We start from the raw sequence: 24,610 nt of genomic DNA, 5'->3' as shown, positions 1-24,610 counted from the left end.
GAACGATTGCCGGGCGTAATACGAAACATTACTATTCACGCCCCTTTCCTCAGCACGCCGCCATGATCCCCATGCTGCCCCGCAGACCCGGCTTTTTCGAGCATTACGAAGAGTTGATCGGCACCTGGACCCGTCGCCTGCGCAATCGTCAGCAGGCCGAGGACCTGGCGCACGACACCTTCGTGCGGGTGCTCGAAACCGATGCGGCGACAGTGCAGCAGCCACGGGCGTACCTGCACCAGACCGCACGCAACATCGCGGTGGACGGCTTTCGGCGTGAGGACCGACGGGGCGCCATGGAGTCGGAGGCGATCGATCTCAGTGAGTCGCCGACCGGCGACCCGGAGCATTACATGCATGCGATCCAGTTGGCCGATTCCATCGAGCGGGCGCTCGCGGAGCTGCCGGTCAACTGCCGGCGGATCTTCGTCTGGCAGAAGCTCGAAGGCCTGACCCAGGCGGAAATCGCCGAGCGCCTGGGGCTGTCCAGGAACATGGTGGAAAAGTATATGATCCGCACCCTGCGGCACCTGCGCGACCGTCTGGACGGGTTGCAGCCATGAGCGGGCGCCGTCATTCATCCCCGGCCAGACAGGACATTCCATGATGCAGACCCGTGATTGCGCGTGCGGGCAGGCAACGGTGCGCGATGAGGCGGCACGCTGGTTCGTGCGCCTGCAGGAGGCGGCCGTCAGCGTGGACGAGCGGCAGCGCTTCGATGCCTGGCTGAACGAACATGCCTCGCACCGCGACGAGTTCCTGTTGCTGCAAGGCGTGTGGACCGCCGCCGACCTGCTGCCGGCGCCACGCCTGAAGGCCTTGTGCGACGAGCCGCCGGCCCGCCGCGAGCGCCGGCCGGCGCTGCGCTATGCGGTGGCCGCCGGGGTGCTGGCGGTGGCGGTCGGGCTGGGGCTGTTCAGCGGGCTCAACCCACCGGCGGGCTACAGCGCCGAATTCGCGACGAAGACCGGCGAACGGCGGCATGTGGCGCTGCCTGACGGTTCGGTCGTCGACCTCGACAGCCGGAGTGCCTTGAAGGTGCGCTTTGAAAAGGATCGCCGCGTCGTCGAACTCACCGAAGGCGAGGCGATGTTCAGTGTCGAGCACGACACCTCGCGTCCGTTCGTGGTCGAGGCCGGCAGCGGCAAGGTCACGGTCACCGGCACCCGCTTCGACGTGCGCCGCGACCCGGCGCAGACCCGGGTCGCGGTGGAGCAGGGCACGGTCAAGGTGCAGGGCCGCAACGCGCCGGACAACGCCTTCGTCAGCCTGACCGCCGGCCTGGGCACCGATGTCGACGCCCAGGGCGCCGTCGCGCCGGCCTACGCGGTCAACCCGGCCGAGCTGACCGCCTGGCGCAGCGGCAAACTGGTGTTCAACAACGCCAGCCTGAGCGATGTGGCGGCGCAGGTGTCCCGTTACCGCGACAAGCCTCTGAAGGTCTCCGGCCCCGCCGTGGCCAACCTGCGCCTGACCAGCGTGTTCCGCACCGACAACACCGACGCCTTGCTCAAGGCCTTGCCGAACATCCTGCCGGTGGCCGTGCGCACGCTGGCCGACGGCAGCCAGGAAATAATTTCAAAATAAAATTCAGGTTTTTTTCGAGTTCATCGTCTTCCTGTTCAACTGCAACTGGTTTGCATTAACAGACGCATACACTTGCGATCCACAGGACTACGTTCGACGTGAAAAACACCAACGCCAACAACAAGAAATCCCCTTGGCTGCCGCTGGCCCTCGCGCTGGCGGTCAACGCTGCCGTGCCGCTGGCGTTCGCCGCCGACGCCATCCACATCCGCGCGCAGCCGCTGGGCCAGGCCCTGAGCGAATTGGGCCAGCAAACCTCGCTGCAAGTGTTTTTCAGTCCTGACCTGGTCGCCGGCAAACAGGCCCCGGCGGTGGAAGGCAACCTCTCGCCGGAACAGGCCCTGCGCCAATTGCTGCAGGGCAGCGGCCTGGACTACCAGATCAACGAAGGCTCGGTGACGTTGTCCCCGGCGCCGACGGCCGCCGCCAACGGTCCGCTGGAACTGGGCGTGACCGACATCAAGGTGGTCGGCGACTGGCTCGGCGACGCCGACGCCGCCGTGGTGCAGAACCACCCCGGCGCACGTACCGTGATCCGCCGCGAAGCGATGGTGGAGCAGGGCGCCATGAACGTCGGCGACGTGCTGCGCCGGGTGCCGGGCGTGCAGGTGCAGGAGGCCAACGGCACCGGCGGCAGCGACATCTCGCTGAACGTCGGCGTGCGCGGCCTGACCTCGCGCCTGTCGCCGCGCTCCACCGTGCTGATCGACGGCGTGCCGGCGGCCTTCGCCCCTTACGGCCAACCGCAGCTGTCGATGGCGCCGATCTCGTCGGGCAACCTCGACAGCATCGACGTGGTGCGCGGCGCCGGTTCCGTGCGCTACGGGCCGCAGAACGTCGGCGGCGTGATCAACTTCGTCACCCGCGCCATCCCCGAAAAGGTCACCGGTGAAATCGGCACGACGCTGGAGACCTCCCAGCACGGCGGCTGGAAACACATCGACACCGCCTTCCTGGGCGGCACCGCCGACAACGGCCTCGGCATGGCGCTGCTGTACTCCGGCGTCAACGGCAACGGTTACCGCGAGCGCAACAACGGCAACGACATCGACGACGTCATCCTCAAGACCCATTGGGCGCCGACCGAGCAGGACGATTTCAGCCTCAACTTCCACTACTACGACGCCAGCGCCGACATGCCCGGCGGCCTGACCCAGAAACAGTACGACGACAAGCCGTTCCAGTCCGACCGCGACTACGACGGCTTCAGCGGGCGGCGCAAGGACGTGTCGTTCAAGTGGATCCGCCAGATCGACGAGCGCACCCAGGCCGAAGTGCTGACCTACTATTCCGACAGCTTCCGCGGCAGCACCATCGCCGCCCGCGACCAGAAGACCCTCAGCTCGTTCCCGCGCTCCTACTACACGCTGGGCATCGAGCCGCGCGTGTCGCGGGTGTTTGACGTCGGCCCCACCACCCAGGAAGTCAGCGTCGGCTACCGCTACCTGAAAGAGGCCATGCACGAGCAGTCCAGCCGCCTGGCCCTGGTCAACAACCAGCCGGTGGTGACCAAGACCTCCGACGGCCACGTGTTCCAGGACCGCACCGGCGGCACCGAGGCCAATGCGGTGTACGTCGACAACAAGATCGACGTCGGCAACTGGACCGTGACGCCGGGCATCCGCTTCGAGCACATCAGCACCGACTGGCACGACCGCGCGGTGCTCGACACCGCCGGCAAGCGCGTGCCGGAGAAGAACCGCAGCATCGAAAGCAACGAGCCGCTGCCGGCCCTGAGCGTGATGTACCACCTGTCCGATGCGTGGAAGCTGTTCGCCAACTACGAGACCTCGTTCGGCAGCCTGCAGTACTTCCAGCTCGGCCAGGGTGGCTCGGGCGACCAGACCGCCAACGGCCTGAACCCGGAAAAGGCCAAGACCTACGAGATCGGCACCCGCTACAACGATGACGTGTGGGGCGGCGAGGTGACGCTGTTCTACATCGACTTCGACGACGAGCTGCAATACATCAGCAACGACGTGGGCTGGACCAACCTCGGCGCGACCAAGCACCAGGGCGTCGAAGCGTCCGTGCACTACGACATGGCCGCGCTGGACCCGCGCCTCGACGGCCTGACCGCCAACGCCGGCTTCACCTACACCCGGGCGACCTATGAAGGGGAGATCCCGGGCTTCAAGGGCCGAGACCTGCCGTTCTATTCGCGCCAGGTGGCCACCGTCGGCCTGCGTTACGGCATCAACCGCTGGACCTACAACCTCGACGGCTTCGCCCAGTCCAAGCAACGCTCGCCGGGCACCGGGGTCAACGCCGACGGCAGCTTCAGCGGCAACTACATCACCGAAGGCACGGCGGACGGGCAATACGGCGACATTCCGGGCTACGTGACCTGGAACGTGCGCGGCGGCTACGATTTCGGCGCGCAATTGTCGAACCTCAAGCTGGGCGCCGGGGTGAAGAACATCTTCGACAAGCAGTACTTCACCCGCTCCAGCGACAACAACTCGGGGATCTACGTGGGCACGCCGCGTACGTTCTTCGTGCAGGCCAGCGTCGGCTTCTGACGACTCCCGCAGCGCCCCCGCTCCCCCTGTGGGAGCGGGCTTGTCCGCGATGACGGCGGCCCGTCCAACTTCGATGTGTCAGGCAGGCCGCCATCGCCAGCAGGCTGGCTCCCACAGGAGATCTCCAGTGAATGCAGGGGCTGTGGTCACCGCAGAACCCTGTGGGAGCGAGCCTGCTCGCGATGACGGCGGCCCATCCAACCTCGATGTGTCAGGCAGGCCGCCATCGCCAGCAGGCTGGCTCCCACAGGAGATCTCCAGTGAATGCAGGGGCTGTGGTCACCGCAGAACCCTGTGGGAGCGGGCTTGCCCGCGATGACGGCGGCCCATCCAGCACCTATGTGCCAGCCAGGCCGCTCGTTCAGACCTTCAGCACTTTGCCGCCGATCGCCACCGCCACCAGCAGCACCGCCATTAGGCCGAAGGCGAAGCTCAGGCTGCTGCCGTGGGCGACGAACCCGATCACCGCAGGTCCCGCCAGAATCCCCGCATAGCCCAGGGTGGTGATGGCCGGCACCGCGATGCTTTCCGGCATCACCGTCTGCTTGCCCACCGCCGTGTACAGCACCGGCACGATGTTCGAGCAACCGGCCCCGACCAGCGCGTAACCGATCAGGGCCGCCTGCCAGGACGGCGCGAACGTTGCCAGGAACAGGCCCGCCGCCGCGGTCAGCCCGCCGAACAGGATCACTCGCGTCGCCCCCAGGCGCCGGACGATGCGGTCGCCGGTGAGGCGGCCTGCCGTCATGGTCAGGGCGAACGCGGCGTAGCCCAGGCCCGCGTAGGCCTTGTCGATGCCGCGTTCCTCGGCCAGGAACACCGCGCTCCAGTCCAGCGCAGCGCCTTCGGTGAGGAACACGATGAAGCACATGCCGCCGATGAACAGGACGATGCCGTGGGGCACCGCAAACGCCGGCCCCGAGCTTTCGCTGCCGTAGGGCAGCATGTGCGGCACGGCCTTGAACAGGGACGCGACCAGCAGCGCGACCACCACCAGCATCGCCGCCAGCGGCGACAGGCCGAGGCCCAGCAAGCCGCTGACCCCCGCCGCGCCGACGATGCCACCGAGGCTGAACAGGCCGTGGAACCCGGACATCATGTTTTTCCCGCTGGCCCGCTCGACGATCACCGCTTGCAGGTTCACCGTCGAGTCCACCGTGCCCAGCCCGGCGCCGAACATGAACAGCGTGGCGATCAGCGCCGGAACCGACGACACCGTCGCCAGCAACGGCAACGCCGCGCAGATCAGCAGCGTGCCGCCGGTGGCCACCTTGCGGCAGCCGAACCGGGTGGCCAGGATGCCCGCCAGCGGCATCGCCAGGATCGACCCCACCCCCAGGCACAGCAGCAACAGGCCCAGCGTGCCTTCGTCGAGCCCGGCCCGGGCCTTGGCGTACGGCACCAGCGGCGCCCACGCCGCGATGCCGAGGCCGGCGATGAAGAAGGCGATGCGGGTGGACATCTGTTGCAGGCGTCCGGGAACGAAAGCGGCTTGGGCGTTGAGGTCGGTCATGGGAATCCTTGGCAGAATCGTTACAGCAGGCGGACATCCTTGCACAGTGAGCCCGCGGGCGCGAGCAGGCGCGCGCCCACACGAGGTACAGTGGTGCCTTTGAACCATCCAGGGATCGACCGATGACGCCGCTTTACGATGCACGGGGCAACCTTTACGCCGTCGTTTCACCCAAGGCGCTGCGGGACGCCGGCGTGCCGTTGCCCGCCACGGCGCAAGCTTGCGCGGCGTCGCGGCCGTCGTGGAGCCGCGCTGCGGTGGCGGCCTGCTGCGAGTGGCCCGACGGCGAGCGTCCGGCGGGGGCCAAGGCGCACCGCAGCGATGGTTTGCTGATCGGTCCGTTCCAGTCCGCGCCGCCGTTCGACCTGCTGATCGTCAACACCGACGGCTCGTTGGCCGAGCGCAGCGGCAACGGCCTGACGATCTTTTCCCAGGCGCTGCTCGAACAAGGCCTGATGCCGCAAGAGGGGGCGTTGCTGCGGGTGCACCATGACAAGCAGGACGCGGTCTCGCCTGTGGCCACCTCGGTCAAACCGGCGCAGGTCGAAGCCGTGCAAGGCTTCTGGCTGGATCTCGGCCGGCCAAGCTTCGGCCCGGCGGCGGTGGGCGCGCAAGGCGTCGAAACGGTGATGTTCGAGGGCCGCGAACTCAGCCGGGTCGAACCGCTGGCACGCCTCGATCCGGCCTGGGGGTGCAGTCAGTTCGTGCGCATCGGCAATCCCCATGGCGTCACGCTGGTGGCCGACGGGGCGCACCTGCCGGACAACGAACAACTGCGCGATGCGCCGCTGAACGAGCCCCTGACCCGGATCGCCTACGCCATGCCCGAAGGGGCCGGCCAACCCTGTCCGGCCGGGGTCAACCTGCAATGGGCGCAGCGCGGCGGCGAACAGCGCATCATCGCGCGGGTGTTCGAGCGCGGCGAAGGCCCCACGGCGTCCTCCGGCACCAGCGCCAGCGCGGTGGCGTGCGCGGCCTGGCGGGTCGGTTGGGTGAAGGCAGGGCAGGTGCAGGTGGTGATGCCCGGCGGCACGGCGCCGGTGCTGCTGGAGGCGTTCGGCGACGAGTTGACGGGCGTGCGCCTGTTCGGCACTGCGCACGCCCGGGCTTGATGCCGGCCCGGAAGAGTGGCCGGCCGTTTCAGTGGGCCTTGAACAAGGCGACGCTCACGACGGCTTCGCCTTCCACGTTCAGGTGAAGCAAGGCTTGCGGATCAGTGTCGATGCCGTCGAAGCACTCGACCACGACGGCGCTCGCTGAGGTGGCAAACAACGCCAGGCGTTCGGCCCGGCACAGATGACGCTTGACCGCCTCGCTGACCGGCATCGGCGGACGGCCCTCGCGCACCAACCCGCAGAATGCCAGGGCAACTTCGCGGGGAGGAGCGGGTGGAGGCGACGGCAGGCCCGCGTCGGCAAACAGGCGGTTGAACTGGTCGGCGGCGCTCACTGCCCGGGGGAAACCGGCGAAGGCCGAGGCCTGCAAAAGCACCTCCGTCAGTTCGCCGGGCGCGAGGCCGGAGGCCAGGCCAGTCTTGAGGTGCACGCTCAACGGCGGCCCGACCATGCCGGACGCCACGATCGCCGCAAATGACACCGCTTCGCGCAGGCGGGGATCCAGGCCCGGCCGGGCGTGCAGGTGCCCGTACACCACGCCGACCGCCAGCTCACCCAAGGCGGGTGCGGTATGGAACAGTGCATCGAGGCGGGATCCGCCATCGGGCACCAGGTCGATGAATGTGTGGCGGCCTTCGCAGTAGAGCGTGGCCATGGGATCGGAAGGGGAGTGATGATTCATGTCGCGTCCTCACGTTCGAATGAGGATGGCAGCAGAGCAACTTCGCACAAATTACGGCATGACACGGCGTCCATCGGGAGATCGGCGCCGGGATGGCGCCGATTCCTGAACCTTAGACGAATTCCACCACCGGCATCTGCCGCTTCATCAGCACCTTGCCCCCGCGGATCGAATACAGCGGCAGGCCCTGGCTGCGGATCACTTCGTAGTCGCTGTCCGCCGACAGGATCAGCAGGTTCGCCGGCCGCCCAGGCTCCAGCCCGTAGCGTTCGCCCAGGTGCAGGGCCTTGGCGCTGTTGTCGGTCACCAGGTCCAGGGCGTTCTGCAGGTTGCGGTAGCCGAGCATGTGGCAGATGTGCAGCCCGGCCTCCAGCACCCGCAGGATGTTGCCGTTGCCCAGCGGATACCACGGATCGACGATCGAGTCCTGGCCGAAGCAGACGTTCATACCCGCCTCCAGCAGTTCGTTGACCCGGGTCACGCCCCGGCGTTTGGGGAAGGTGTCGAAGCGCCCCTGCAAGTGGATGCTCTCGGTCGGGCAGGAGACGAAACTGATGCCCGAGTGCCCGAGCAGGCGGAACAGCTTGGCGCAGTAGGCGTTGTCGTAGGAACCCATGGCCGTGGTGTGGCTGGCGCTGACCCGGGCGCCCATGCCGCGGCTGCGGGCCTCTTCGGCCAGCACTTCGAGAAAGCGCGAATGCGGGTCGTCGGTCTCGTCGCAGTGCACGTCCACCAGGCAGCCGGTGCGCTCGGCCAGGTCCATCAAAAACTTCACCGAGCTCACGCCCTGGTCGCGGGTGTACTCGAAATGCGGAATGCCGCCGACCACGTCGGCGCCCAGGCGGATGGCTTCTTCCATCAGGTCGCGACCGTTGCGGAACGACTCGATGCCTTCCTGGGGGAACGCGACGATCTGCAGATCCACCAGGTGACGGTTTTCCTCGCGCACCTCCAGCATCGCCTTGAGCGCGGTGAGCTGCGGGTCGGTGACGTCGACATGGGTGCGCACATGCTGGATGCCGTGGGCGGCCAGGGCCTGGAGGGTTTTTCCGGCGCGGGTCTTGGTGTCTTCGAAGGTGATGGTGGCCTTGCGTTCGCCCCAGCATTCGATGCCTTCGAACAGCGTGCCGCTCATGTTCCAGAGCGGCTCGCCGGCGGTCAGGGTAGCGTCGAGGTGGATGTGCGGTTCGACGAACGGCGGCACCACCAGGTTGCCGCCGGCATCGAGGTCGTCGGGGCCCAAAGTGGGGGCTTCGGTCTGGCGGGCGACGCTGCGGATCAGGCCGTCTTCCAGGTGCAGTGCGTGCAGGCCTTCCTGGTTGCGCAAGCGGGCGTTGATGATGTGCATCGGCTCATCCTTTTCATGGATCGGGTGCGGTCACTGCGTCGTACCTTAGCGCAATACCCGCCCCTGCTGGGACATCAGAGAAAACGCAGCAGGGCCGCGACGATGGCCTCCGGGGCATCTTCCTGGACCAGGTGCCCGGCGTTGGGGATGGCGTGGAACCGCGACCCGGGAATCATCCCGTGCAACGCCCGGCCGCGTTCGATGGGGATCCACTGATCGTCCTCGCCCCAGAGGATCTGCACCGGGCAGCGGATCGTCGGGTACAGGTCCTGCACTTGGCGGGTGTAGCGCTCGTCCATCTGCGCGATCTGCCGGTAGAACGCCGCCTGGCCCGGATCGCCGAGCCAGGGCTGCACGTAGGGGGCGAGTTCGTCGTCGGGCATGTCGCGGTGGACGGCGCCACGGATGTAGGCCGGAACGACGGCCCGCTGAATGTAGTCGGGCAGGCCGCTGAACGCGGCCTCATGCTGGCGCACGTGCTGGACGAACGGCGAGCCCCAGGGCGACAGCGCGACCGGGTCGATCAGCGTCAGGGTGCGGTAGTCCTTGCCGTTGAGCAGGTGCGCGCGCAGGGCGGTGGCGCCGCCGAAGTCGTGGGCCACCACGTCCGGACATTGCAGGTTCCAGTGATCCAGCAATTGCGCCAGCAGTTCGTTCTGCACCCCGAGGGACACGTCGGCGTCAGGCTTTTCGGACTGCCCGTAGCCCAGCAGGTCGAAGCAGTGCACCCGGTGAGTCCTGTAGAAGTGCGGGGCGATGCGGTGCCATACATAGGACGAAAACGGGGTGCCGTGCACGAACACCAGCGGCGGCCCGTCGCCGCGCACGGCATGGCGAACGCCTCGCCCGTTGAAGTCAAAGACCTGATCCAGCAGCCAGTCCGTCATGGGTCTGTCCTCTTGGCGGGTTGAGCCAAAAAGCATAGGCACAAAAAAACCACCGTTCCCGGTGGTTTTTTTAGGCCGCTGGGCTCACTCGCCGCGGTAGATGCAGCCGCTGGTGCAGGTCTCGTGGATGCGGATCGCGCTGAGTTCCGGCAGCAGGGGCTTGAGCTCGTTCCAGATGAACTTGGCCAGCACTTCGCTGGTCGGGTTCTCAAGGCCCGGGATGTCGTTCAGGTAGTTGTGGTCCAGGCGCTCGTACAGCGGCTTGAAGATCGCCTTGATCTCGGAGAAGTCGCGGATCCAGCCGGTGTGCGGATCGATATCGCCGCTCAGGTGGATGGCCACCTTGAACGAATGGCCGTGCAGGCGTCCGCACTTGTGGCCGTCCGGCACGTGGGGCAGGCGGTGGGCGGATTCGAACGTAAATTCCTTGAAGATTTCCACGGTGATGTCGGCTCTGTTCAGATGGCGTCGCGTCAGCGATTCGGGCAGGCGGCGAGTTTACCAGCTTGTCTGCGGCCGTGCGGCAAAACGCTGACTAAAGGGTCAGCAGGCGTTCGGCGAGGCGACCGTTGGCGGCCAGTTCGAGAAACTCGTCGCCCAGCCGCCGGCTTTCGTCCATCGCCGCGCGCCAGTATTTCTGCCGGGCGGGCGCATCGCCCATGAAGCGCTTGAAGTCGTTGCGGTCGGGCAGCTTGCCGTAGGGCAGGCGCGCCAGGTATTCCTTCGACGGGGCGAGCAGCAGCACGTCTTGCAGGCGCTGGGTCGACGCCCGGCGCCAGGGCAGGGTCTTGTCGAACCAGCCGGGGATGACCCGGTCGGTGAAGTGCGGATACAGCACGATGCCGTCGCCGCTGTAGGGCAGGTCGAGGTGATAGTCCAGCAGGCCGCCGTCGCGGAACGTGCCGGCGCCGGCCCCCGGCAGGTCGCGCACGCCTTCCATCACCATCGGGATCGAGCCCGAGGCCAGCAGCGCCTGGCGCAGGTTGCCGGCGTTCAGGGCGATGAAGCGCGACGGGAAGTCGTTCAGCGCCTCGACCGGCGGCGCCAGGCGCGGGTCGTGGATGATCAGCCGTTCGAAGTGCCGCGCCAGCCGCGCCCGGCCGCGCAGGTTGTCGGCGATCACCGAGCCCAGCGCCAGGCCCAGCCGGCCGCGGTGATCGTCCGCCAGCCGGCCGTGGCTTTTGACCACCATGATGTTGAGGCGGTAGTGGGGGTTGTCGAGCAGGCGCGCGTCGCGGCCGTCGAGCAGGTCGTCGAGCATGCGCCGGGAACTGCGGCTGACCTCGGTGACGGTGACGCCCTTGTTGAAGTTTTGCTCGGTGTACAGGTGACCGAGACGGCGGATGCCTTCGGCGGCGTCCGGCAGGCAGGCGCTGGCGAAGCGCCAGGAACCCACCGACGCACCGATCAGCGAGCGCTCCCGGGGCGCCGCCGGCAGCCATTCGCCGAACAGTGCCAGATCCAGCCCCTGGATCCCCAGCGCCTTCGGCCCGCCGGCGGCGCCGGGCAGGGTGCTGACGTCGGCGGCGCTCAGGCCCCGGGCGCGGATGCGCGCCATGGCCCGGGGGCCGGCCTTGAGGGTGAGGGCGGGGAACTTGATGTGGATGGCGGTCATGTCGGCCTCGGTCGATGGCGAGCGGGGATTATAGAGCCACTGCGAACCCTGTGGGAGCTGGCTTGCCAGCGATGACGGAAGGACAGTCACTGCGATGTCGCACGCAGAATCGCTATCGCTGGCAAGCCAGCTCCCACAGGAAGTCCCACAGGAGGTCGTGTCGGGCAGGGCAATGATGGCCATTCAGTTTCAATTAAGTTCACCCCGCTAAGGTGACGCCCCGCAGCACATAAAAATACGGAGACACCCCATGAAGACCCTGACTGCCCTGTCCATCGCCTCGATCATCGGCCTGACCGCGAGCCTCGCCCACGCCCGCGACCTTGGTCCCGATGAGGCCCTTCGCCTGCGCGACGCTGGTACTATCCAGTCTTTCGAGAAGCTCAACGCCGCAGCGCTGGCCAAACACCCTGGTTCGACGGTCACCGAAACCGAGCTGGAAGAGAATTACGGCAGGTACTTCTACCAGATCGAACTGCGCGATCCGCAGGGCCAGGCGTGGGACATGGAACTGGACGCGGTCAGCGGGCAAGTGCTCAAGGATCATCAGGACACGTAATGAAGCCGTATTTTCTGCATCCGCGCGTCGGGAGCCGTCTGGCCCTGGCGCTGTTGGCGTTCTGCTCGCTGGCGGCGGCCCGCGACCTCGACCAGGATGAGGCCCTGCGCCTGCGCCAGCAGGGCGTGATCCTGCCGCTGGAACAGGTGCTGCAACAGGCGCTGGACCGCTATCCCGGCGCCAAGCTGCTGGAGGTCGAGCTGGAAGAGAAGCACGACGTCTATGTTTATGAAGTCGAGCTGCTGACGGTCGAAGGGGTGGCCCGCGAGCTGCACCTCAAGGCCGACACCGGGCAACTGATCAAAGACAAGGAAGATTGACCGATGCGTCTGCTATTGGTGGAAGACCACGTACCGTTGGCCGATGAACTGCTCGCCGGCCTGCAGCGCCAGGGCTATGCGGTCGATTGGCTGGCGGACGGGCGCGATGCGGTCTATCAGGGCGGCAGCGAGCCCTATGACCTGATCGTCCTCGACCTCGGCCTGCCCGGCGTGCCGGGGCTGGAGGTGCTGGCGCAGTGGCGGGCCGGCGGCCTGGCCGTGCCGGTGCTGATCCTCACGGCCCGGGACTCCTGGGTCGAGCGCATCGAAGGCCTGAAGGCCGGGGCCGACGACTACCTGACCAAGCCGTTCCATCCGGAAGAACTGTTCCTGCGCATCCAGTCGCTGCTGCGCCGCTCCAAGGGCCAGGCCAACCAGCCGACCCTCAAGGCCGCCGGCCTGCACCTGGACGAAGGCCGCCAGTGCGTCACCCGCGACGGCGCCGACATTCAGCTGACCGCCGCCGAATTCCGCCTGCTGCGCTATTTCATGCTCCATCCGCAGCAGATCCTGTCCAAGAGCCACCTCGCCGAACACCTCTACGACGGCGAGACCGAGCGCGACTCCAACGTACTGGAAGTCCACGTCAACCACTTGCGGCGCAAGCTCGGCAAGAGCGTGATCGAAACCCGCCGCGGCCAGGGTTACCTGTTCGGCGGGCAGGCTTCGTGAGGTCGATCCAGCGGCGCCTGAGCCTGGGCCTGATCAGCGTGATGGTGATCGTCGGCCTGGTGCTGGCGCAGGTCAGCCTGTGGCTGTTCGAAGTGGGCCTGCAGCGTTACCTCGAAGCCGGCCTGCGCAACGACAGCGAAAGCCTGCTGGTGGCGCTGGTGCGCGGCCCGCAGGGCTTGCAGCTGGATGAGCGGCATCTGTCGCCGGCCTATCAGCGGCCGTTCTCCGGGCACTATTTCCGCATCGACTTCGCCGACAGCCACTGGCGCTCGCGCTCGCTGTGGGATCAGGATCTGCCGCTGCTGGATCACCCCGGCCTGCACAGCAACCTGCAACTGGGCCCCGGCGGCCAGCAGTTGTTGGTGCTGCGCTCGGACTACCGGCGCCTGGGCCAGTCGATCTCCATCAGCGTCGCCCAGGACTACACCCCGGTGCGCGAGAGCTTCCGGCGCATGCGCCAGGTCGGGCTCGGGCTCGGGCTGGCCGGCCTGTTGCTGATCCTGTTGCTGCAACGGCTCACCGTGCGCCGGGCCCTGCGCCCGCTGGAAACTGCACGGGAACAGATCGCCCAGTTGCAGCAGGGCCAGCGCTCGCAGCTCGACGAGCAAGTGCCGACCGAGCTGGAACCCCTGGTGGCGCAGATCAACCATTTGCTGGCCCACACCGAAGACAGTCTCAAACGCTCGCGCAACGCCTTGGGCAACCTCGGTCATGCGCTGAAGACGCCGCTGGCGGTGCTGCTGAGCTTGGCCTCAAGCGAACGGCTCGACGGGGATCCGCAGTTGCGCAAGATGCTCACCGAGCAACTTGCGCAGGTGCAGCAGCGGCTCAACCGCGAGTTGAACCGTGCGCGGCTGTCCGGCGATGCGCTGCCGGGGGCGCTGTTCGATTGCGGTGCGGAGCTGCCGGGCCTGCTGGCGACGTTGAACATGATCCACGGCGAACACCTGGCGTTGAGCTTCACGGCGCCTGCGGGCCTGCAACTGCCGTGGGACCGGGAAGACTTGCTGGAACTGCTCGGCAACCTGCTGGACAACGCCTGCAAATGGGCCGACGCCGAGGTGCGCCTGAGCGTGGTCGAGGCGGCGGGCGGTTTTTTGCTGAACGTCGAGGACGACGGCCCAGGCATCCCCGAGGCCCAGCGCGATCAGGTGTTCAGCCGCGGCACCCGGCTGGATGAGCAGACCGACGGCCATGGCCTGGGGCTGGGGATCGTGCGGGACATCGTCGAGGCCTGGGGCGGGACACTGGCGCTGCGCGAGAGCGAGTGGGGCGGGTTGAGCGTGGTGATCGAACTGCCCAAGCGCTGAGGGCTGCGGAAGCGGCGGCGCCTTGACCGACGCCATCGCTGGCAAGCCAGCTCCCACAGGGTTTTGCGGTGAACACAGATTTTTGCAGCCAGCCAAGCCTCCTGTGGGAGCCAGCTCCCACAGGGTTTGCGGTGAACACAGATTTTTGCAGCCAGCCAAGCCTCCTGTGGGAGCCAGCTCCCACAGGTTTTGCGGTGAACACAGATTTTTGCAGCCAGCCAAGCCCCCTGTGGGAGCCAGCTCCCACAGGTTTTGCGGTGAACACAGATTTTTGCAGTCAGCCAAGCCTCCTGTGGGAGCCAGCTCCCACAGGTTTTGCGGTGAACACAGATTTTTGCAGTCAGCCAAGCCCCCTGTGGGAGCTGGCTTGCCAGCGATGACGGAAGGTCAGCCACCACCGATGTCGGATGGGCCGGCCCCTTCGCTGGCAAGTCGAGTCATCGCACCGCAGCGCCTACAGGTTTTCCAATGGTCAGACGCGGAACTGGTCCATCAGGCCCTGCTGCTGGTTCGCCAAACTGTTGAGCGACTGGCTCACCCGCGCCGATTCGTTGGCCTGGCCGGACAGCGATTCGGTCACGTCGCGAATGGTCGCCACGTTGTTGTTGATCTCCTCGGCCACGGCGCTTTGCTCTTCCGCCGCGCTGGCGATCTGCAGGTTCATGTCGCTGATCACCGTCACGGCGTCGCCGATCTGGCGCAGGGCCGTCACGGCCTGGCCGACTTGCTCCACGCTGCCCTGGGCCTGGCGGTGGCTGTTGCCCATCGAGCCGACCACGTCCTGGGTGCCGTTCTGCAATTGCTCGATCACTTGGCGGGTCTCCTCCACCGACTCCTGGGTGCGGCGGGCGAGGTTGCGCACTTCATCGGCGACCACCGCGAAGCCACGTCCGGCCTCTCCGGCGCGGGCCGCTTCGATGGCGGCGTTGAGGGCCAGAAGGTTGGTCTGCTCGGCGATGGCGCGGATGGTCTCCAGCACGGTGCCGATCTTCTCGCTGTTGGCGGCCAGGCCTTCGACCTGCGCCATCGCCGCGCTCATGTCGGCGGCCAGGGTGTCGATGCTGGCGGTGGTGCGGTCGATCACAGTCAGGCCCTGACGGGTGGCGCGGTCGGCGTCCTTGGCCGCTTCGGCGGCTTGCGCCGCGCTGCGGGCGACGTCCTGGGCGGTGGCGCTCATCTCGTGGGACGCGGTGGCGACCTGATCCACCTGGCGGTACTGCTGCTCCATGCCGGCGCTGGTCTGGGTGGCGATGGCCGAGGACTGGTCGGCGGTGTTGCGTGCGTCCTGCACCGAGCGTTTCACCTGGGCGATGATCGGCTGCAGTTTGTCGAGGAAGCGGTTGAACCAGCCGGCCAGTTGGCCCAGTTCATCGTTCTTGTCGTAGGCCAGGCGCCGGGTCAGGTCGCCTTCGCCGCTGGCGATGTCTTCGAGCATGTGCGCCACGCCGAGGATCGGCTTGGTCACGCTGCGGGCCATCAGCCACACCAGCAGCAGGCCGAGCAGGGCGGCGAGGGCGCCGAGGCTCAGCTCGATCAGCGTGCCCGAGCGGTTGCTGGCGTCGAGTTGCTGCTTGAGGGCTTCGGCGCGGCTGACCAGCACCTTTTCCGGCACATCGAGCAGCACGCCCCAGGACGGCCCGCCAGGGATCGGCTGGAACGGCGACAGCACCTTCAACTGCTGGTTGCTGTGCAGGCTGCTCACGGTCTTGCTGGAGGCGAGCAGGCCCAGCAGTTCGGCGCCGCTGGCCTTGTCCACGGCGTCCAGGCGCTGGCTCAGCTTGCCGGCGTCCGGGCTGTGGCCGGCGAGCAGGCCGGCGGGGCTGATGATGCTCACGGCGGTCTGGCCGTCGTACAGCTTCTTGCTGGCGTTCTGGCTGATGGCCTGCAGGCTGTTGAGGTTGATGTCCACCGACAGCGAGGCGATGACTTTGCCGTTGACCGTCAGCGGGAACACGATGCTGGTCATCAGCACCTTCTGGCCGTCGATCACATAGAAGTAGGGTTCGATCACGCAGGGCTTGAGCGTGGTGCGCGGGCAGGTGAACCAGGCGTTGGCGGCCTGGCCGCTGGGGCCGGTGCTGGTGTCGGCCATGTCGCTTTCCGGCAGTGCCATGGACGTGACCTTGCCCGGCGTCGGCTGCGACCAGTACAGGGCGAAGCGGCCCTTGTCGTTGCTGCCCAGTTCCGCCTGGCCGGCGAACAGTTCGTCCTTGCCGTCCAGCGCGTTGGCCTCGAACACCAGCGACAGGCCCAGCAGCTCAGGGTTGGCCTGCAGGGCCGACTTGACCTGACGGGTCATGTCCTCGCGCAGGTCGAAGGCATCCAGGAAGCGTTTCTCGGCCTGTTCGCGCAGGAACAGTACCTGGCGCGAAAAGCCGTGGCCGTATTGATAGGCGTCCATGAACTGCTGGCGGATGAACGCCGCCTGCACTTCGCCCTGGGATTCGATGCGGGCCTGGGCCGACTCGGTGAGCATTTCCATGCTCGACGCCTTCACCAGCTCGGAACTGTGCTCCATGCGGTACAGCGAAAGACCCACCAACAGGGTCACGATACCGGCCAGGCAGAGCCCGGCGAGCAGGGTGATTTTCCATTGGATGGAAAGTTGTCTGAGCGACATGGAGACGTCCTTATTCGATATTTATCTGAGACTTTGCACTGTAACGGCAGCGCGGCGGTTTTCTTTATGGCGCAAACGCAATAGGACCGATTGCCGCATCCGGCGGCAGTGCCACGTATGTTCCTGTGGCGAGGGAGCCTGCTCCCGCTCGACTGCGCAGCAGGCGCGATGCGGGCCGCCCCCCACGGCGGGAGCAAGCTCCCTCGCCACGGATTCATCGGTTGTTACAGGACAATGCAGCCCCTCGCTTTGACACTGCGGCCACTCTGCGGCACAGTGCGCGCCCTTCTAACAAGACCCTCGATCCAAATTCGCTGGCGGCCTCCGGGCGTTGCCGGGCGGACTCATCCTGTCTGGCGGTGAAGCGCATCCATCGCCGTGTTTTTGAGGTAGTGAAATGAATGCAGTGATTGCTGCGGTCGGCGTCATGCTGATCCTCAGCCTGTCCCGTGTGCACGTGGTGATCGCGTTGATCGTCGGTGCGCTGGTCGGTGGCCTGACCGGCGGCCTGGGCATCGACGCCACGCTCAAGGCGTTCAACAGCGGCCTGGGCGGCGGGGCGACGGTGGCGTTGTCCTACGCGCTGCTGGGCGCGTTCGCGGTGGCCATCGCCAAGTCCGGCCTGGCCCACGCGCTGGCCGACAAGGCCCTGGCCATGGTCGACCGCCAGCACGCCACCGGCGGCGGCAGCGTCAAGTGGCTGCTGATCGGGCTGTTGTGGGTGGTGGCGATCGCGTCGCAGAACATCCTGCCGATCCACATCGCGTTCATTCCGCTGCTGGTGCCGCCGTTGCTGTATGTGCTGACCAAACTGCAACTGGACCGGCGCCTGATCGCCTGCGTGATGACCTTCGGCCTGATCACCCCGTACATGGTGTTCCCGGTGGGGTTCGGCAACATCTTCCTCAATCAGATCCTGCTGGCCAACGTCAGCAAGGCCGGGGTGGACATCAGCCAGGTCAACGTCATGCACGCGATGGCCATTCCGGCGGCGGGCATGGTGTTCGGCCTGCTGCTGGCGGTGTTCTTCAGCTACCGCAAGAAGCGGGTCTACGACCTGGAGAAGATCGAGCAGGTGGAGCAGGTCAGCGTCGCCTATAACCCGATGACCCTCGGGATCGCCTTCTTGGCCATTGCGGCGGCGTTCATGATTCAGTTGCTGCTGGACTCGATGATTATCGGGGCGCTGGCCGGATTCCTGATCTTCTCCGCCTCCGGCATCGTGAAGTGGCGCGAGACCGACGGCCTGTTCACCGAAGGCATGAAGATGATGGCGATGATCGGCTTCATCATGATCTCGGCCTCAGGCTTCGCCGAGGTGCTGAAGGCCACGGGCGAGGTGCGCACGCTGGTGGAGAGCGCAGCGGCGTGGATCGACCACAGCCAGGCCATCGGCGCGCTGCTGATGCTGCTGGTGGGGCTGATGGTGACCATCGGCATCGGCTCGTCGTTCTCCACGGTGCCGATCCTGGCGGCGATCTTCGTGCCGCTGTGCGTGCAGCTGGGCTTCAGCCCGATGGCGATCGTCTGCATCGTCGGCACCGCCGGCGCCCTGGGCGACACCGGCTCGCCGGCCTCGGACTCGACCCTGGGCCCGACCTCCGGCCTGAACATCGACGGCCAGCACCACCACATCTGGGACACCGTGGTGCCGACCTTCCTGCACTACAACCTGCCGCTGCTGGCGGCCGGGTGGCTGGCTGCGATGGTGCTCTGACCACCAGCGGTCACTTGTTGGCTCCCGCATCGGCACGGGTGGGAGCCTCCGGCTCAACTTTTGGTTCGGCAGGCCGTTAACGCCTTTATCCACGCCAATAAAACCAAAAGAGTGAGCCCGTCCATGCGTCTGAGCCTCAAGGCTAAAGTCCTGTCCCTTGCCGTCCTTCCGGTGTTGCTCTTTGCGCTGGTGATCAGCCTGACCGTGCTGTTCATCCTTCAGGAACAGGCGCACAAGGAAGTCGAACAGACCCGCGAGCGCCTGCTCGGCGACGCCAAGGCCACGCTGCAGAGCTACGTCGCCGTGGCCATGACCACGATCAAGCCGCTGTACGACGCCGCCGCCCCCGGCGACACCGCCGCCCGGGCCCAGGCGATCAAGCTGCTGTCGAGCATCAAGTACGGCAAGGACGGCTACTTCTTCGGCTACGACTCCGAGACCGTGCGCCTGTTCAAGGCCAACGACCCCGACGGCGTGGGCAAGAGCTTCAAGGACAACCGCGACCCGAACGGCGTCTACGTCAACCGCGACCTGGTGAAGGTGGCGAAGGACGGCAGCCATTACCTGCAATACAGCTCGCCGCTGCCGGGCAATGCCCAGGTGCTGGTGCCTAAGCTTGGCTACACCGAATACCTGGCCAAGTGGGACATGGCGGTCGGCACCTCGGTGAACCTGGACGGCATCGAAGCGCAAGTGGCGGCGGTCGAGGCCACGGTGCAGGAGCGCATGCGGGGTGTGGTGCTGAGCATCGTCGGCGTGGCCGTGGTGGTGCTGCTGGTGATCGCCGCGGCGGGCATGCTGCTGGCCAACACCATCCTGCGCCCGTTGAACCTGATGAAAGCCAACCTCGACGACATCGCGGCGGGCGAGGGCGACCTGACCCGCCGCCTGGCCATCACCAGCCAGGATGAGCTCGGCGAACTGGCCGGCTCGTTCAACCGCTTCGTCGACAAGATCCACGGCCTGGTACGGCAGATCACCGAAATGACGTCCCAGCTTACTGGCCTGGTGACCCAGGTGTCGGACCAGGCACACCGTTCCGATCAGGCCATGGAGCGCCAGCGCCACGAGACCGATCAGGTCGCCACGGCGATCAACGAGATGTCCGCCGCCGCCCAGGAAGTGGCCAAGAGCGCGCAGAACGCCGCCGTCGCCGCCCGTCAGACCGACGAGGAAGGCCAGGCCGCCAAGCGGGTCGTGGCCGGCAGCATCCAGCAGATCCATGCGTTGGTGGACGACATCCGCCACAGCGGCGTGTCCCTCGACAGCCTGCAGCAGGACGTGTCCTCGATCGTCGGCGTGCTCGGGGTGATCCGCTCCATCGCCGAGCAGACCAACCTGCTGGCGCTGAACGCCGCCATCGAGGCGGCGCGGGCCGGGGAGGCCGGGCGCGGTTTTGCGGTGGTGGCGGACGAAGTGCGGGCGCTGGCCAGCCGCACGCAGATCAGCACCCAGGAAATCCAAGGCATGATCGACCGCCTGCAGGCCGGCACCCAATCGGCGGTCGAGGCCATGCGCCGTTCCAGCGAGGCCGGCGACGGCACGTCGGCCCAGGCCAATCAGGCCGGCGCATCGCTGGATGCGATGGCGGAACTGATCGCGACCATCAACTCGATGAACGCCCAGATCGCCAGCGCCGCCGAAGAGCAGACCGCCGTGGCCGAAGAGATCAACCGCAGCGTGCACCAGATCGCCGTGGCCGTGGACAGCGTGGCGGACGAGACCCAGCTCGGCGCCCAGACCTCGCGCAGCCTGGCCGAGCTCGGTCAGCGCCTGGGCCGGCTGGTGGGGCAGTTCCGCATCTGAAACCCATACGGCGCCCGGCCGGGCGCCATCGCCGGCAGGCTGGCTCCCACCGGTTTCGGCGCGTGCGCACCTGCAGTGAAAGACTGGACATCCGCGGCAACTTCTACAGGGTTGCAAATGCGCCCACGGAGCTGATGCCGGGTAAGTGGGGCCTAATCGGGCTCCACTTCCAGTCTCAGGCGCGTGTCGTCCAAGCGTTTGATCCGCAGGACAGCGCCTTGCAGGCGTCGGCCCTGCACCCGCACGTCCACGGTCTTGGCCTGGTCCAGGTCTTGCGGCAGCGGGGCGGATACGCACAGCGCAAACCGGTAGGGATCGCCCTCGACCGGTTCCAGCCCGACCTGGCACTCGACGCTCTTGATGACGTACCCGGCCGGCGTCTCCAGCCCGTAGTCGAGCCGCGCCGGGCTCCTGATCGATGTCATGGCGGCTATCCCCCGTGTCTGCCGGTGAGCGGACAAGCTTAGCTTGCCGGTCGCCAGGTGACGTTCTCCACGCCGAATTTCTCCGCCATCGGCTTGCTGGTCTTTTGCACCTTTTCCCGGCCGAAACGCGGGATCCGGCCGACGCCGGCGTCGCAGCTCGCCCAGTGCCAGGCCTCGACGTTGTCCATCTTTTCCGAGCGGATGATGAACGACTTCGGCGCGCCGTGGAGGGTGTATTCGATGACAAACAGTTTTGCGTTGTTCATAAAGCCCCGGTTCCTCCCTGTTGTTATAGAGGGATCGCGGCGGGCCGGGAAAATTCATTCGGATTGTCCGGCGGCGCGTTGGCGGGCGGATCGGCGACTGGTTACCATGGCGCTTCCCTCAAACCGATGAACCCCTGCCATGGCCCTTGCCGCGCCTCCCGACCTGAGCGATACCGACGTGCCGGTGCAGCCGCTGGCGCGCACCTACCCGCGCGGCCTGTTCATCGAGCCCCACGAGCATGTCTGGGGCCAGTTGCTGTATGCGATGAGCGGGGTGATGTGGGTCGAGACGCCTCACGAGGCGCTGGTCGTCCCGCCGCAACGGGCGGTGTGGCTGCCGCCGGGCGTGCCCCATGGGATCCGCGTGGTGTCGGACCTGCAGATGCGCAACATTTACCTGCGCCCGGCGCTGGCGGCGACGCTCGACGCCACGGTGCAGGTGATCGAGGTCGGCGGCCTGCTGCGCGAGCTGATCGTCGGGCTGGTGGAGGAGGGCGACAGCGGCGATCCGGCCTATTACGACGCGCTGGTCGGCCTGGCCCTGCTGGAGCTCAAGCGCGCCCGGCGCTCGCAGCTGAAAATCCCGCTGCCGGACGATTCCGACCGGCGCCTGATGAACCTGTGCCAGGCGGTCATGGCCGCGCCTTCGCTGGACATTCCGTTCGAGCGGCACGCGGAGAACGCCGGGGCCAGCGTGCGCACCCTGGCGCGGCTGTTCAAGGACGGCCTGGGCATGGGCTTCGCCGAATGGCGGCGGCAGGTGCAACTGGCGACCGCGGCGGCGGAGCTGATCCAGGGCGTGCCGGTCAGCGCCATCGCCCGGGAGCTGGGCTATTCGCCGAGCAGCTTCAGCGACATGTTCCGCCGTGAGCTCGGCGTGGCGCCTTCACAGTACGGCGCAGGCGCCGGCTCCGGTTGATCGCGATCCCTTGTGGGGGCGAGCCTGCTCGCGATGGCGGTCTGTCAGTCGAAGCCGGTGCCGGATGTTCCGCCGCTCCCACAGCGGTCGCGCGGGATCCGGACCTTTGACCGAAATCCAATAGGCGGCTGGCGATGGCGCCATTCAGGGCGCCGAAGGATTGGCCGAAATTCGGAAGTCCTTGGCCGATGCCGCCGCACGCCTTTCCCTAGACTCTGCCCATTCCCTTTCTCAGGCGGAGCTGTCCCATGAATTACCTGATTTCCCTGGCGGTCGGCCTGGGCGTCGGCCTGCTCTACGGCGCGCTGGATGTCCGCTCCCCGGCGCCGCCGACGATCGCGCTGGTCGGCCTGCTGGGCATGCTGGCCGGTGAGCAGCTGTGGCCGATGGGCCGGCAACTGGTGGCCGGCTGGCTGTCCTGAATCCCTTCCTTTTCCATTCGGTGGATGTACCCATGAAAGCATTGCAATTCGATCAAACGGGCGATTTGGCTTCCCTGCGCTTCGTCGAGGTGCCGACCCCGGTGCCGGGCGCCGATGAGGTGCTGGTGCAGATCAAGGCGGCGGGCCTGAACCCCAGCGACGTGAAGAACGTGCTCGGGCGTTTTCCCTACACCACGCTGCCGCGCATCCCTGGTCGGGATTTCGCCGGGGTCGTGGTCGAAGGGCCGTCGGCGCTGATCGGCCAGGAAGTGTGGGGCACGGGCCGTGAGCTGGGTTTCTTCGCCGACGGTTCCCATGCGCAGTTCGTCAAACTGCCGGCCAACGGCGTGGCGCATAAGCCTTCGCACCTGAGCTTCACCCAGGCCGCCAGCCTCGGCGTGCCGTACACCACGGCGTGGGACGCGCTGGAACGCAGCCTGGTGAGCGCCGAAACGCGGCTGCTGGTGATCGGCGGCGGGGCGGTGGCCACGGCGGCGCTGGCCTTGGCCAAAGTGCGCGGCGCCCAGGTGCTGGCGGCGGCGCGTCGGCCGGAGCAGGTCGAGGCTTTGCAGGCCCAGGGCTACCGGACGATCCTGCTCGACACGCCGGAGTCGCTGGGCGCCCAGGTCAATGCGGTGTACCGCGGCGGCGCCGATGTGATTTTCGACACCACGGGCTTCTGGCTGCCGGCTTCGGTGGCGGCGCTGGCGACGTTCGGGCGGATCGCGATCATCGCCGCGCCGGTGGACGGGCATGTGCAGTTGCCGGCGCTGGCCCTGTACCGCAAGGGCGGGTCGGTGGTCGGGATCAACTCGCTGCTGTACGGCGTGCAGGCCTGTGCGGCAATGCTGGAGCAGTTCGGCCGCTACTTCGACGAGGGCCTGCTGCCGTTGCCGCAGGGGCTGGTGGAGGCGCCGCTGGAGCAGGGGCTGGCCCGTTATGCCGAGGTGAATCAGGGCGGCGGGGACAAGATCATCCTGATGCCTTGATGGGTGGTCTCCGGGGAGGGCGGGGCGGTCGCCGGCATGGCCGGGCTTCGGCAGAAATTGCCTGTGTGCCGGCCACCCGGTAAAGTGCCGCTCCCCCCCGTTCTGCCTGAGGTCGCACCATGAGCCAGCCCATCGATATTGCCGTGATCGGCGCCACCGGCACCGTCGGCGAAACCCTTGTGCAGATTCTTGAGGAGCGCGACTTCCCGGTCGGCAACCTGCACCTGCTGGCCAGCAGCGAATCCGCCGGCAGCTCGGTGCCCTTTCGCGGCAAGAACGTGCGGGTGCGGGAAGTCGATGCGTTCGACTTCGGCAAGGTCAGACTGGCGTTTTTCGCCGCCGGCCCCGCCGTCACCCTGAGCTTTGCCGACCGCGCCCATGCCGCCGGCTGCTCGCTGATCGACCTGTCCGGCGCCTTGCCGGCCGAGCGGGCGCCGCAGGTGGTGCCGGAAGCCAACGCCAGCGTGCTGGACGGCCTGAAGGCGCCGTTCCAGGTCGGCAGCCCGAGCCCGTCGGCCACGACGCTGGCGGTGGCGCTGGCGCCGTTGCGCGGTCTGCTCGACCTGCAATCGGTGCATGTCACCGCCAGCCTGGCGGTGTCCGCCCTGGGGCGCGAAGGCGTCACCGAGCTGGCGCGCCAGACCGCCGAGCTTCTGAACATGCGCCCTCTGGAGCCGTCGTTCTTCGACCGTCAGATCGCCTTCAACCTGCTGGCCCAGGTCGGCACGCCGGACGCCGACGGCCACACCTCCCTGGAAAAACGCCTGGTGCGCGAACTGCGTCAGGTGCTGGCCAACCCTTCCTTGAAGATTTCCGCGACTTGCATTCAAGCCCCGGTGTTTTTTGGCGATAGCTTTAGCGTGACCTTGCGGTCAGCGGACGCGGTCGACCTGGAAAAGGTCAACGCCGCGCTCGAAGACGCGCCGGGCATCGAGTTGGTCGAAGCCGGCGATTATCCGACGGCGGTCGGTGACGCGGTGGGGCAGGACGTGGTCTATGTCGGGCGGGTGCGCGGCGGTGTCGATGAGCCGGCGGAACTAAATCTGTGGCTGACGTCAGATAACGTACGCAAAGGCGCGGCCCTCAACGCGGTGCAGGTCGCCGAATTGTTGATAAAAGGCCTGCTGTAAAAGATACTTGGCAACAATTTGTCGACTGATTCTAGCCGGGCGCTATGCTTGGCCGGAGCGCTTGGCAACGAGTCACTCTCCGGGACTTTCCGGGGCATCAAAGAAATGATCGCGCGCGGCCCGTTCCCGTCGTCGCGCGCAATGCCTTGCGGCAGCGGTATTCAAGACTTCTCGCTGGCCGAGGAA

Annotated in this window: 23 protein-coding genes and 2 pseudogenes; 15 read left to right on the top strand and 10 right to left on the bottom strand. The window is 66.9% G+C overall.

The window, feature by feature from the left end; all coding sequences use genetic code 11:
• Positions 1-62 precede the first annotated feature (62 nt).
• The 3 genes from CAG33_RS09630 (at position 63) to CAG33_RS09620 (ending at position 4,109) form a co-directional block, all read left to right on the top strand.
• Positions 63-563: a sigma-70 family RNA polymerase sigma factor gene (locus CAG33_RS09630; protein WP_085577512.1), complete on the top strand. Its 501-nt coding sequence runs from the start codon at positions 63-65 to the stop codon at positions 561-563.
• 40 nt (positions 564-603) lie between these two features.
• Complete coding sequence (locus tag CAG33_RS09625; RefSeq protein ID WP_085638109.1) at positions 604-1,587, top strand: FecR family protein; 984 nt, start codon at positions 604-606, stop codon at positions 1,585-1,587.
• Positions 1,588-1,685: 98 nt separating this feature from the next.
• Positions 1,686-4,109, top strand: a complete 2,424-nt coding sequence (locus CAG33_RS09620) for a TonB-dependent receptor (RefSeq protein WP_085638106.1) — start codon at positions 1,686-1,688, stop codon at positions 4,107-4,109.
• 361 nt (positions 4,110-4,470) lie between these two features.
• Here CAG33_RS09620 and CAG33_RS09615 read toward each other — a convergent pair whose 3' ends face one another.
• Positions 4,471-5,622 carry an MFS transporter gene (locus CAG33_RS09615; protein WP_085577509.1) on the bottom strand — a complete coding sequence of 384 codons (1,152 nt, stop codon included), beginning with the start codon at positions 5,620-5,622 and terminating at the stop codon, positions 4,471-4,473.
• A 122-nt stretch (positions 5,623-5,744) separates the two neighbouring features.
• Here CAG33_RS09615 and CAG33_RS09610 point away from each other — a divergent pair, with 122 nt between their 5' ends.
• Positions 5,745-6,734 carry a diaminopimelate epimerase gene (locus tag CAG33_RS09610; RefSeq protein WP_085631434.1) on the top strand — a complete coding sequence of 330 codons (990 nt, stop codon included), beginning with the start codon at positions 5,745-5,747 and terminating at the stop codon, positions 6,732-6,734.
• 28 nt (positions 6,735-6,762) lie between these two features.
• Here CAG33_RS09610 and CAG33_RS09605 read toward each other — a convergent pair whose 3' ends face one another.
• From CAG33_RS09605 to CAG33_RS09585, 5 genes are all read right to left on the bottom strand, one after another.
• Entirely contained in the window at positions 6,763-7,419 is a 657-nt protein-coding gene (locus tag CAG33_RS09605; RefSeq protein ID WP_085638103.1) for a carboxymuconolactone decarboxylase family protein, read from the bottom strand.
• Positions 7,420-7,531: 112 nt separating this feature from the next.
• Positions 7,532-8,767 (bottom strand): cytosine deaminase, encoded by a 1,236-nt coding sequence (gene codA, locus CAG33_RS09600; RefSeq protein ID WP_085638100.1) that lies wholly within the window; start codon positions 8,765-8,767, stop codon positions 7,532-7,534.
• 74 nt (positions 8,768-8,841) lie between these two features.
• Entirely contained in the window at positions 8,842-9,654 is an 813-nt protein-coding gene (locus tag CAG33_RS09595; RefSeq protein ID WP_085638097.1) for an alpha/beta fold hydrolase, read from the bottom strand.
• 84 nt (positions 9,655-9,738) lie between these two features.
• Positions 9,739-10,095, bottom strand: a complete 357-nt coding sequence (queD, locus tag CAG33_RS09590) for a 6-carboxytetrahydropterin synthase QueD (protein WP_085577504.1) — start codon at positions 10,093-10,095, stop codon at positions 9,739-9,741.
• 94 nt (positions 10,096-10,189) lie between these two features.
• Positions 10,190-11,269 (bottom strand): hypothetical protein, encoded by a 1,080-nt coding sequence (locus CAG33_RS09585; protein ID WP_085638093.1) that lies wholly within the window; start codon positions 11,267-11,269, stop codon positions 10,190-10,192.
• 250 nt (positions 11,270-11,519) lie between these two features.
• On the opposite strand from CAG33_RS09585, the gene CAG33_RS09580 reads away from it, so the two are divergent.
• The 4 genes from CAG33_RS09580 to CAG33_RS09565 are packed head-to-tail and all read left to right on the top strand — an operon-like array spanning position 11,520 to position 14,130.
• Positions 11,520-11,828 (top strand): PepSY domain-containing protein, encoded by a 309-nt coding sequence (locus tag CAG33_RS09580; RefSeq protein WP_085638090.1) that lies wholly within the window; start codon positions 11,520-11,522, stop codon positions 11,826-11,828.
• Complete coding sequence (locus CAG33_RS09575; protein ID WP_085577501.1) at positions 11,828-12,148, top strand: PepSY domain-containing protein; 321 nt, start codon at positions 11,828-11,830, stop codon at positions 12,146-12,148. The genes CAG33_RS09580 and CAG33_RS09575 overlap by 1 nt, the downstream gene beginning before the upstream one ends.
• Before the next feature lie 3 nt (positions 12,149-12,151).
• Complete coding sequence (locus tag CAG33_RS09570; RefSeq protein WP_085638087.1) at positions 12,152-12,820, top strand: response regulator transcription factor; 669 nt, start codon at positions 12,152-12,154, stop codon at positions 12,818-12,820.
• On the top strand, positions 12,817-14,130 hold the full coding sequence (locus CAG33_RS09565) for a sensor histidine kinase (RefSeq protein ID WP_085577499.1): 1,314 nt from the start codon (positions 12,817-12,819) through the stop codon (positions 14,128-14,130). Before CAG33_RS09570 ends, CAG33_RS09565 begins: the two co-directional genes overlap by 4 nt.
• A 472-nt stretch (positions 14,131-14,602) precedes the next feature.
• Here the strand turns inward: CAG33_RS09565 and CAG33_RS29015 are convergent, their stop codons facing one another.
• Positions 14,603-15,358: a methyl-accepting chemotaxis protein gene (locus CAG33_RS29015; RefSeq protein WP_371856083.1), complete on the bottom strand. Its 756-nt coding sequence runs from the start codon at positions 15,356-15,358 to the stop codon at positions 14,603-14,605.
• A gap of 102 nt (positions 15,359-15,460) precedes the next feature.
• Positions 15,461-15,607 (bottom strand): annotated as a pseudogene (locus tag CAG33_RS29010) (HAMP domain-containing protein); the annotation flags it as partial.
• A 1,540-nt stretch (positions 15,608-17,147) separates the two neighbouring features.
• Between CAG33_RS29010 and CAG33_RS09555 the strand changes: the two are divergent.
• The 3 genes and pseudogenes from CAG33_RS09555 (at position 17,148) to CAG33_RS29000 (ending at position 20,273) form a co-directional block, all read left to right on the top strand.
• On the top strand, positions 17,148-18,467 hold the full coding sequence (locus CAG33_RS09555) for a Na+/H+ antiporter family protein (protein WP_085577497.1): 1,320 nt from the start codon (positions 17,148-17,150) through the stop codon (positions 18,465-18,467).
• A 123-nt stretch (positions 18,468-18,590) separates the two neighbouring features.
• Positions 18,591-19,415 (top strand): annotated as a pseudogene (locus tag CAG33_RS29005) (cache domain-containing protein); the annotation flags it as partial.
• Between the two features lie 36 nt (positions 19,416-19,451).
• The gene (locus CAG33_RS29000; protein ID WP_371856082.1) at positions 19,452-20,273 is read left to right on the top strand and encodes a methyl-accepting chemotaxis protein; all 822 of its coding nucleotides are present in this window, start codon (positions 19,452-19,454) and stop codon (positions 20,271-20,273) included.
• A gap of 152 nt (positions 20,274-20,425) precedes the next feature.
• On the opposite strand, the gene CAG33_RS09545 is transcribed toward CAG33_RS29000, so the two are convergent.
• Both CAG33_RS09545 and CAG33_RS09540 read right to left on the bottom strand, forming a co-directional pair.
• Positions 20,426-20,698, bottom strand: a complete 273-nt coding sequence (locus tag CAG33_RS09545; protein ID WP_085631440.1) for a hypothetical protein — start codon at positions 20,696-20,698, stop codon at positions 20,426-20,428.
• A gap of 38 nt (positions 20,699-20,736) precedes the next feature.
• Positions 20,737-20,964 (bottom strand): DUF6555 family protein, encoded by a 228-nt coding sequence (locus CAG33_RS09540; RefSeq protein WP_085577494.1) that lies wholly within the window; start codon positions 20,962-20,964, stop codon positions 20,737-20,739.
• A gap of 139 nt (positions 20,965-21,103) precedes the next feature.
• Here CAG33_RS09540 and CAG33_RS09535 point away from each other — a divergent pair, with 139 nt between their 5' ends.
• The 4 genes from CAG33_RS09535 (at position 21,104) to CAG33_RS09520 (ending at position 24,424) form a co-directional block, all read left to right on the top strand.
• Positions 21,104-21,883 (top strand): helix-turn-helix domain-containing protein, encoded by a 780-nt coding sequence (locus CAG33_RS09535; RefSeq protein WP_085577493.1) that lies wholly within the window; start codon positions 21,104-21,106, stop codon positions 21,881-21,883.
• Between the two features lie 248 nt (positions 21,884-22,131).
• On the top strand, positions 22,132-22,305 hold the full coding sequence (locus CAG33_RS09530) for a DUF1427 family protein (protein ID WP_085577492.1): 174 nt from the start codon (positions 22,132-22,134) through the stop codon (positions 22,303-22,305).
• Between the two features lie 32 nt (positions 22,306-22,337).
• Complete coding sequence (locus CAG33_RS09525; protein ID WP_085577491.1) at positions 22,338-23,294, top strand: zinc-binding alcohol dehydrogenase family protein; 957 nt, start codon at positions 22,338-22,340, stop codon at positions 23,292-23,294.
• Positions 23,295-23,413: 119 nt separating this feature from the next.
• Complete coding sequence (locus tag CAG33_RS09520; RefSeq protein ID WP_085631442.1) at positions 23,414-24,424, top strand: aspartate-semialdehyde dehydrogenase; 1,011 nt, start codon at positions 23,414-23,416, stop codon at positions 24,422-24,424.
• Positions 24,425-24,610: the final 186 nt, after the last annotated feature.

Origin of the sequence: Pseudomonas sp. B3(2017) (genome assembly GCF_002113595.1) — a bacterium.
Taxonomy (GTDB): Bacteria; Pseudomonadota; Gammaproteobacteria; order Pseudomonadales; family Pseudomonadaceae; genus Aquipseudomonas; species Aquipseudomonas ekonensis.
Note: the sequence above shows the minus strand (reverse complement) of the source record. Positions and strands in the feature narration are given on the sequence as shown.

Bases quoted from the DNA above. Each gene is read 5' to 3' on its own strand.
- CAG33_RS09630 (WP_085577512.1), top strand. From the start codon at position 63: ATGATCCCCATGCTGCCCCGCAGACCCGGCTTTTTCGAGCATTACGAA.
- CAG33_RS09625 (WP_085638109.1), top strand. From the start codon at position 604: ATGATGCAGACCCGTGATTGCGCGTGCGGGCAGGCAACGGTGCGCGAT.
- CAG33_RS09615 (WP_085577509.1), bottom strand. From the start codon at position 5,622: ATGACCGACCTCAACGCCCAAGCCGCTTTCGTTCCCGGACGCCTGCAA.
- CAG33_RS09610 (WP_085631434.1), top strand. From the start codon at position 5,745: ATGACGCCGCTTTACGATGCACGGGGCAACCTTTACGCCGTCGTTTCA.
- CAG33_RS09605 (WP_085638103.1), bottom strand. From the start codon at position 7,419: ATGAATCATCACTCCCCTTCCGATCCCATGGCCACGCTCTACTGCGAA.
- codA (WP_085638100.1), bottom strand. From the start codon at position 8,767: ATGCACATCATCAACGCCCGCTTGCGCAACCAGGAAGGCCTGCACGCA.
- CAG33_RS09595 (WP_085638097.1), bottom strand. From the start codon at position 9,654: ATGACGGACTGGCTGCTGGATCAGGTCTTTGACTTCAACGGGCGAGGC.
- CAG33_RS09585 (WP_085638093.1), bottom strand. From the start codon at position 11,269: ATGACCGCCATCCACATCAAGTTCCCCGCCCTCACCCTCAAGGCCGGC.
- CAG33_RS09580 (WP_085638090.1), top strand. From the start codon at position 11,520: ATGAAGACCCTGACTGCCCTGTCCATCGCCTCGATCATCGGCCTGACC.
- CAG33_RS09575 (WP_085577501.1), top strand. From the start codon at position 11,828: ATGAAGCCGTATTTTCTGCATCCGCGCGTCGGGAGCCGTCTGGCCCTG.
- CAG33_RS09570 (WP_085638087.1), top strand. From the start codon at position 12,152: ATGCGTCTGCTATTGGTGGAAGACCACGTACCGTTGGCCGATGAACTG.
- CAG33_RS29015 (WP_371856083.1), bottom strand. From the start codon at position 15,358: ATGGAGCAGCAGTACCGCCAGGTGGATCAGGTCGCCACCGCGTCCCAC.
- CAG33_RS09555 (WP_085577497.1), top strand. From the start codon at position 17,148: ATGAATGCAGTGATTGCTGCGGTCGGCGTCATGCTGATCCTCAGCCTG.
- CAG33_RS29000 (WP_371856082.1), top strand. From the start codon at position 19,452: ATGACGTCCCAGCTTACTGGCCTGGTGACCCAGGTGTCGGACCAGGCA.
- CAG33_RS09545 (WP_085631440.1), bottom strand. From the start codon at position 20,698: ATGACATCGATCAGGAGCCCGGCGCGGCTCGACTACGGGCTGGAGACG.
- CAG33_RS09540 (WP_085577494.1), bottom strand. From the start codon at position 20,964: ATGAACAACGCAAAACTGTTTGTCATCGAATACACCCTCCACGGCGCG.
- CAG33_RS09535 (WP_085577493.1), top strand. From the start codon at position 21,104: ATGGCCCTTGCCGCGCCTCCCGACCTGAGCGATACCGACGTGCCGGTG.
- CAG33_RS09530 (WP_085577492.1), top strand. From the start codon at position 22,132: ATGAATTACCTGATTTCCCTGGCGGTCGGCCTGGGCGTCGGCCTGCTC.
- CAG33_RS09525 (WP_085577491.1), top strand. From the start codon at position 22,338: ATGAAAGCATTGCAATTCGATCAAACGGGCGATTTGGCTTCCCTGCGC.
- CAG33_RS09520 (WP_085631442.1), top strand. From the start codon at position 23,414: ATGAGCCAGCCCATCGATATTGCCGTGATCGGCGCCACCGGCACCGTC.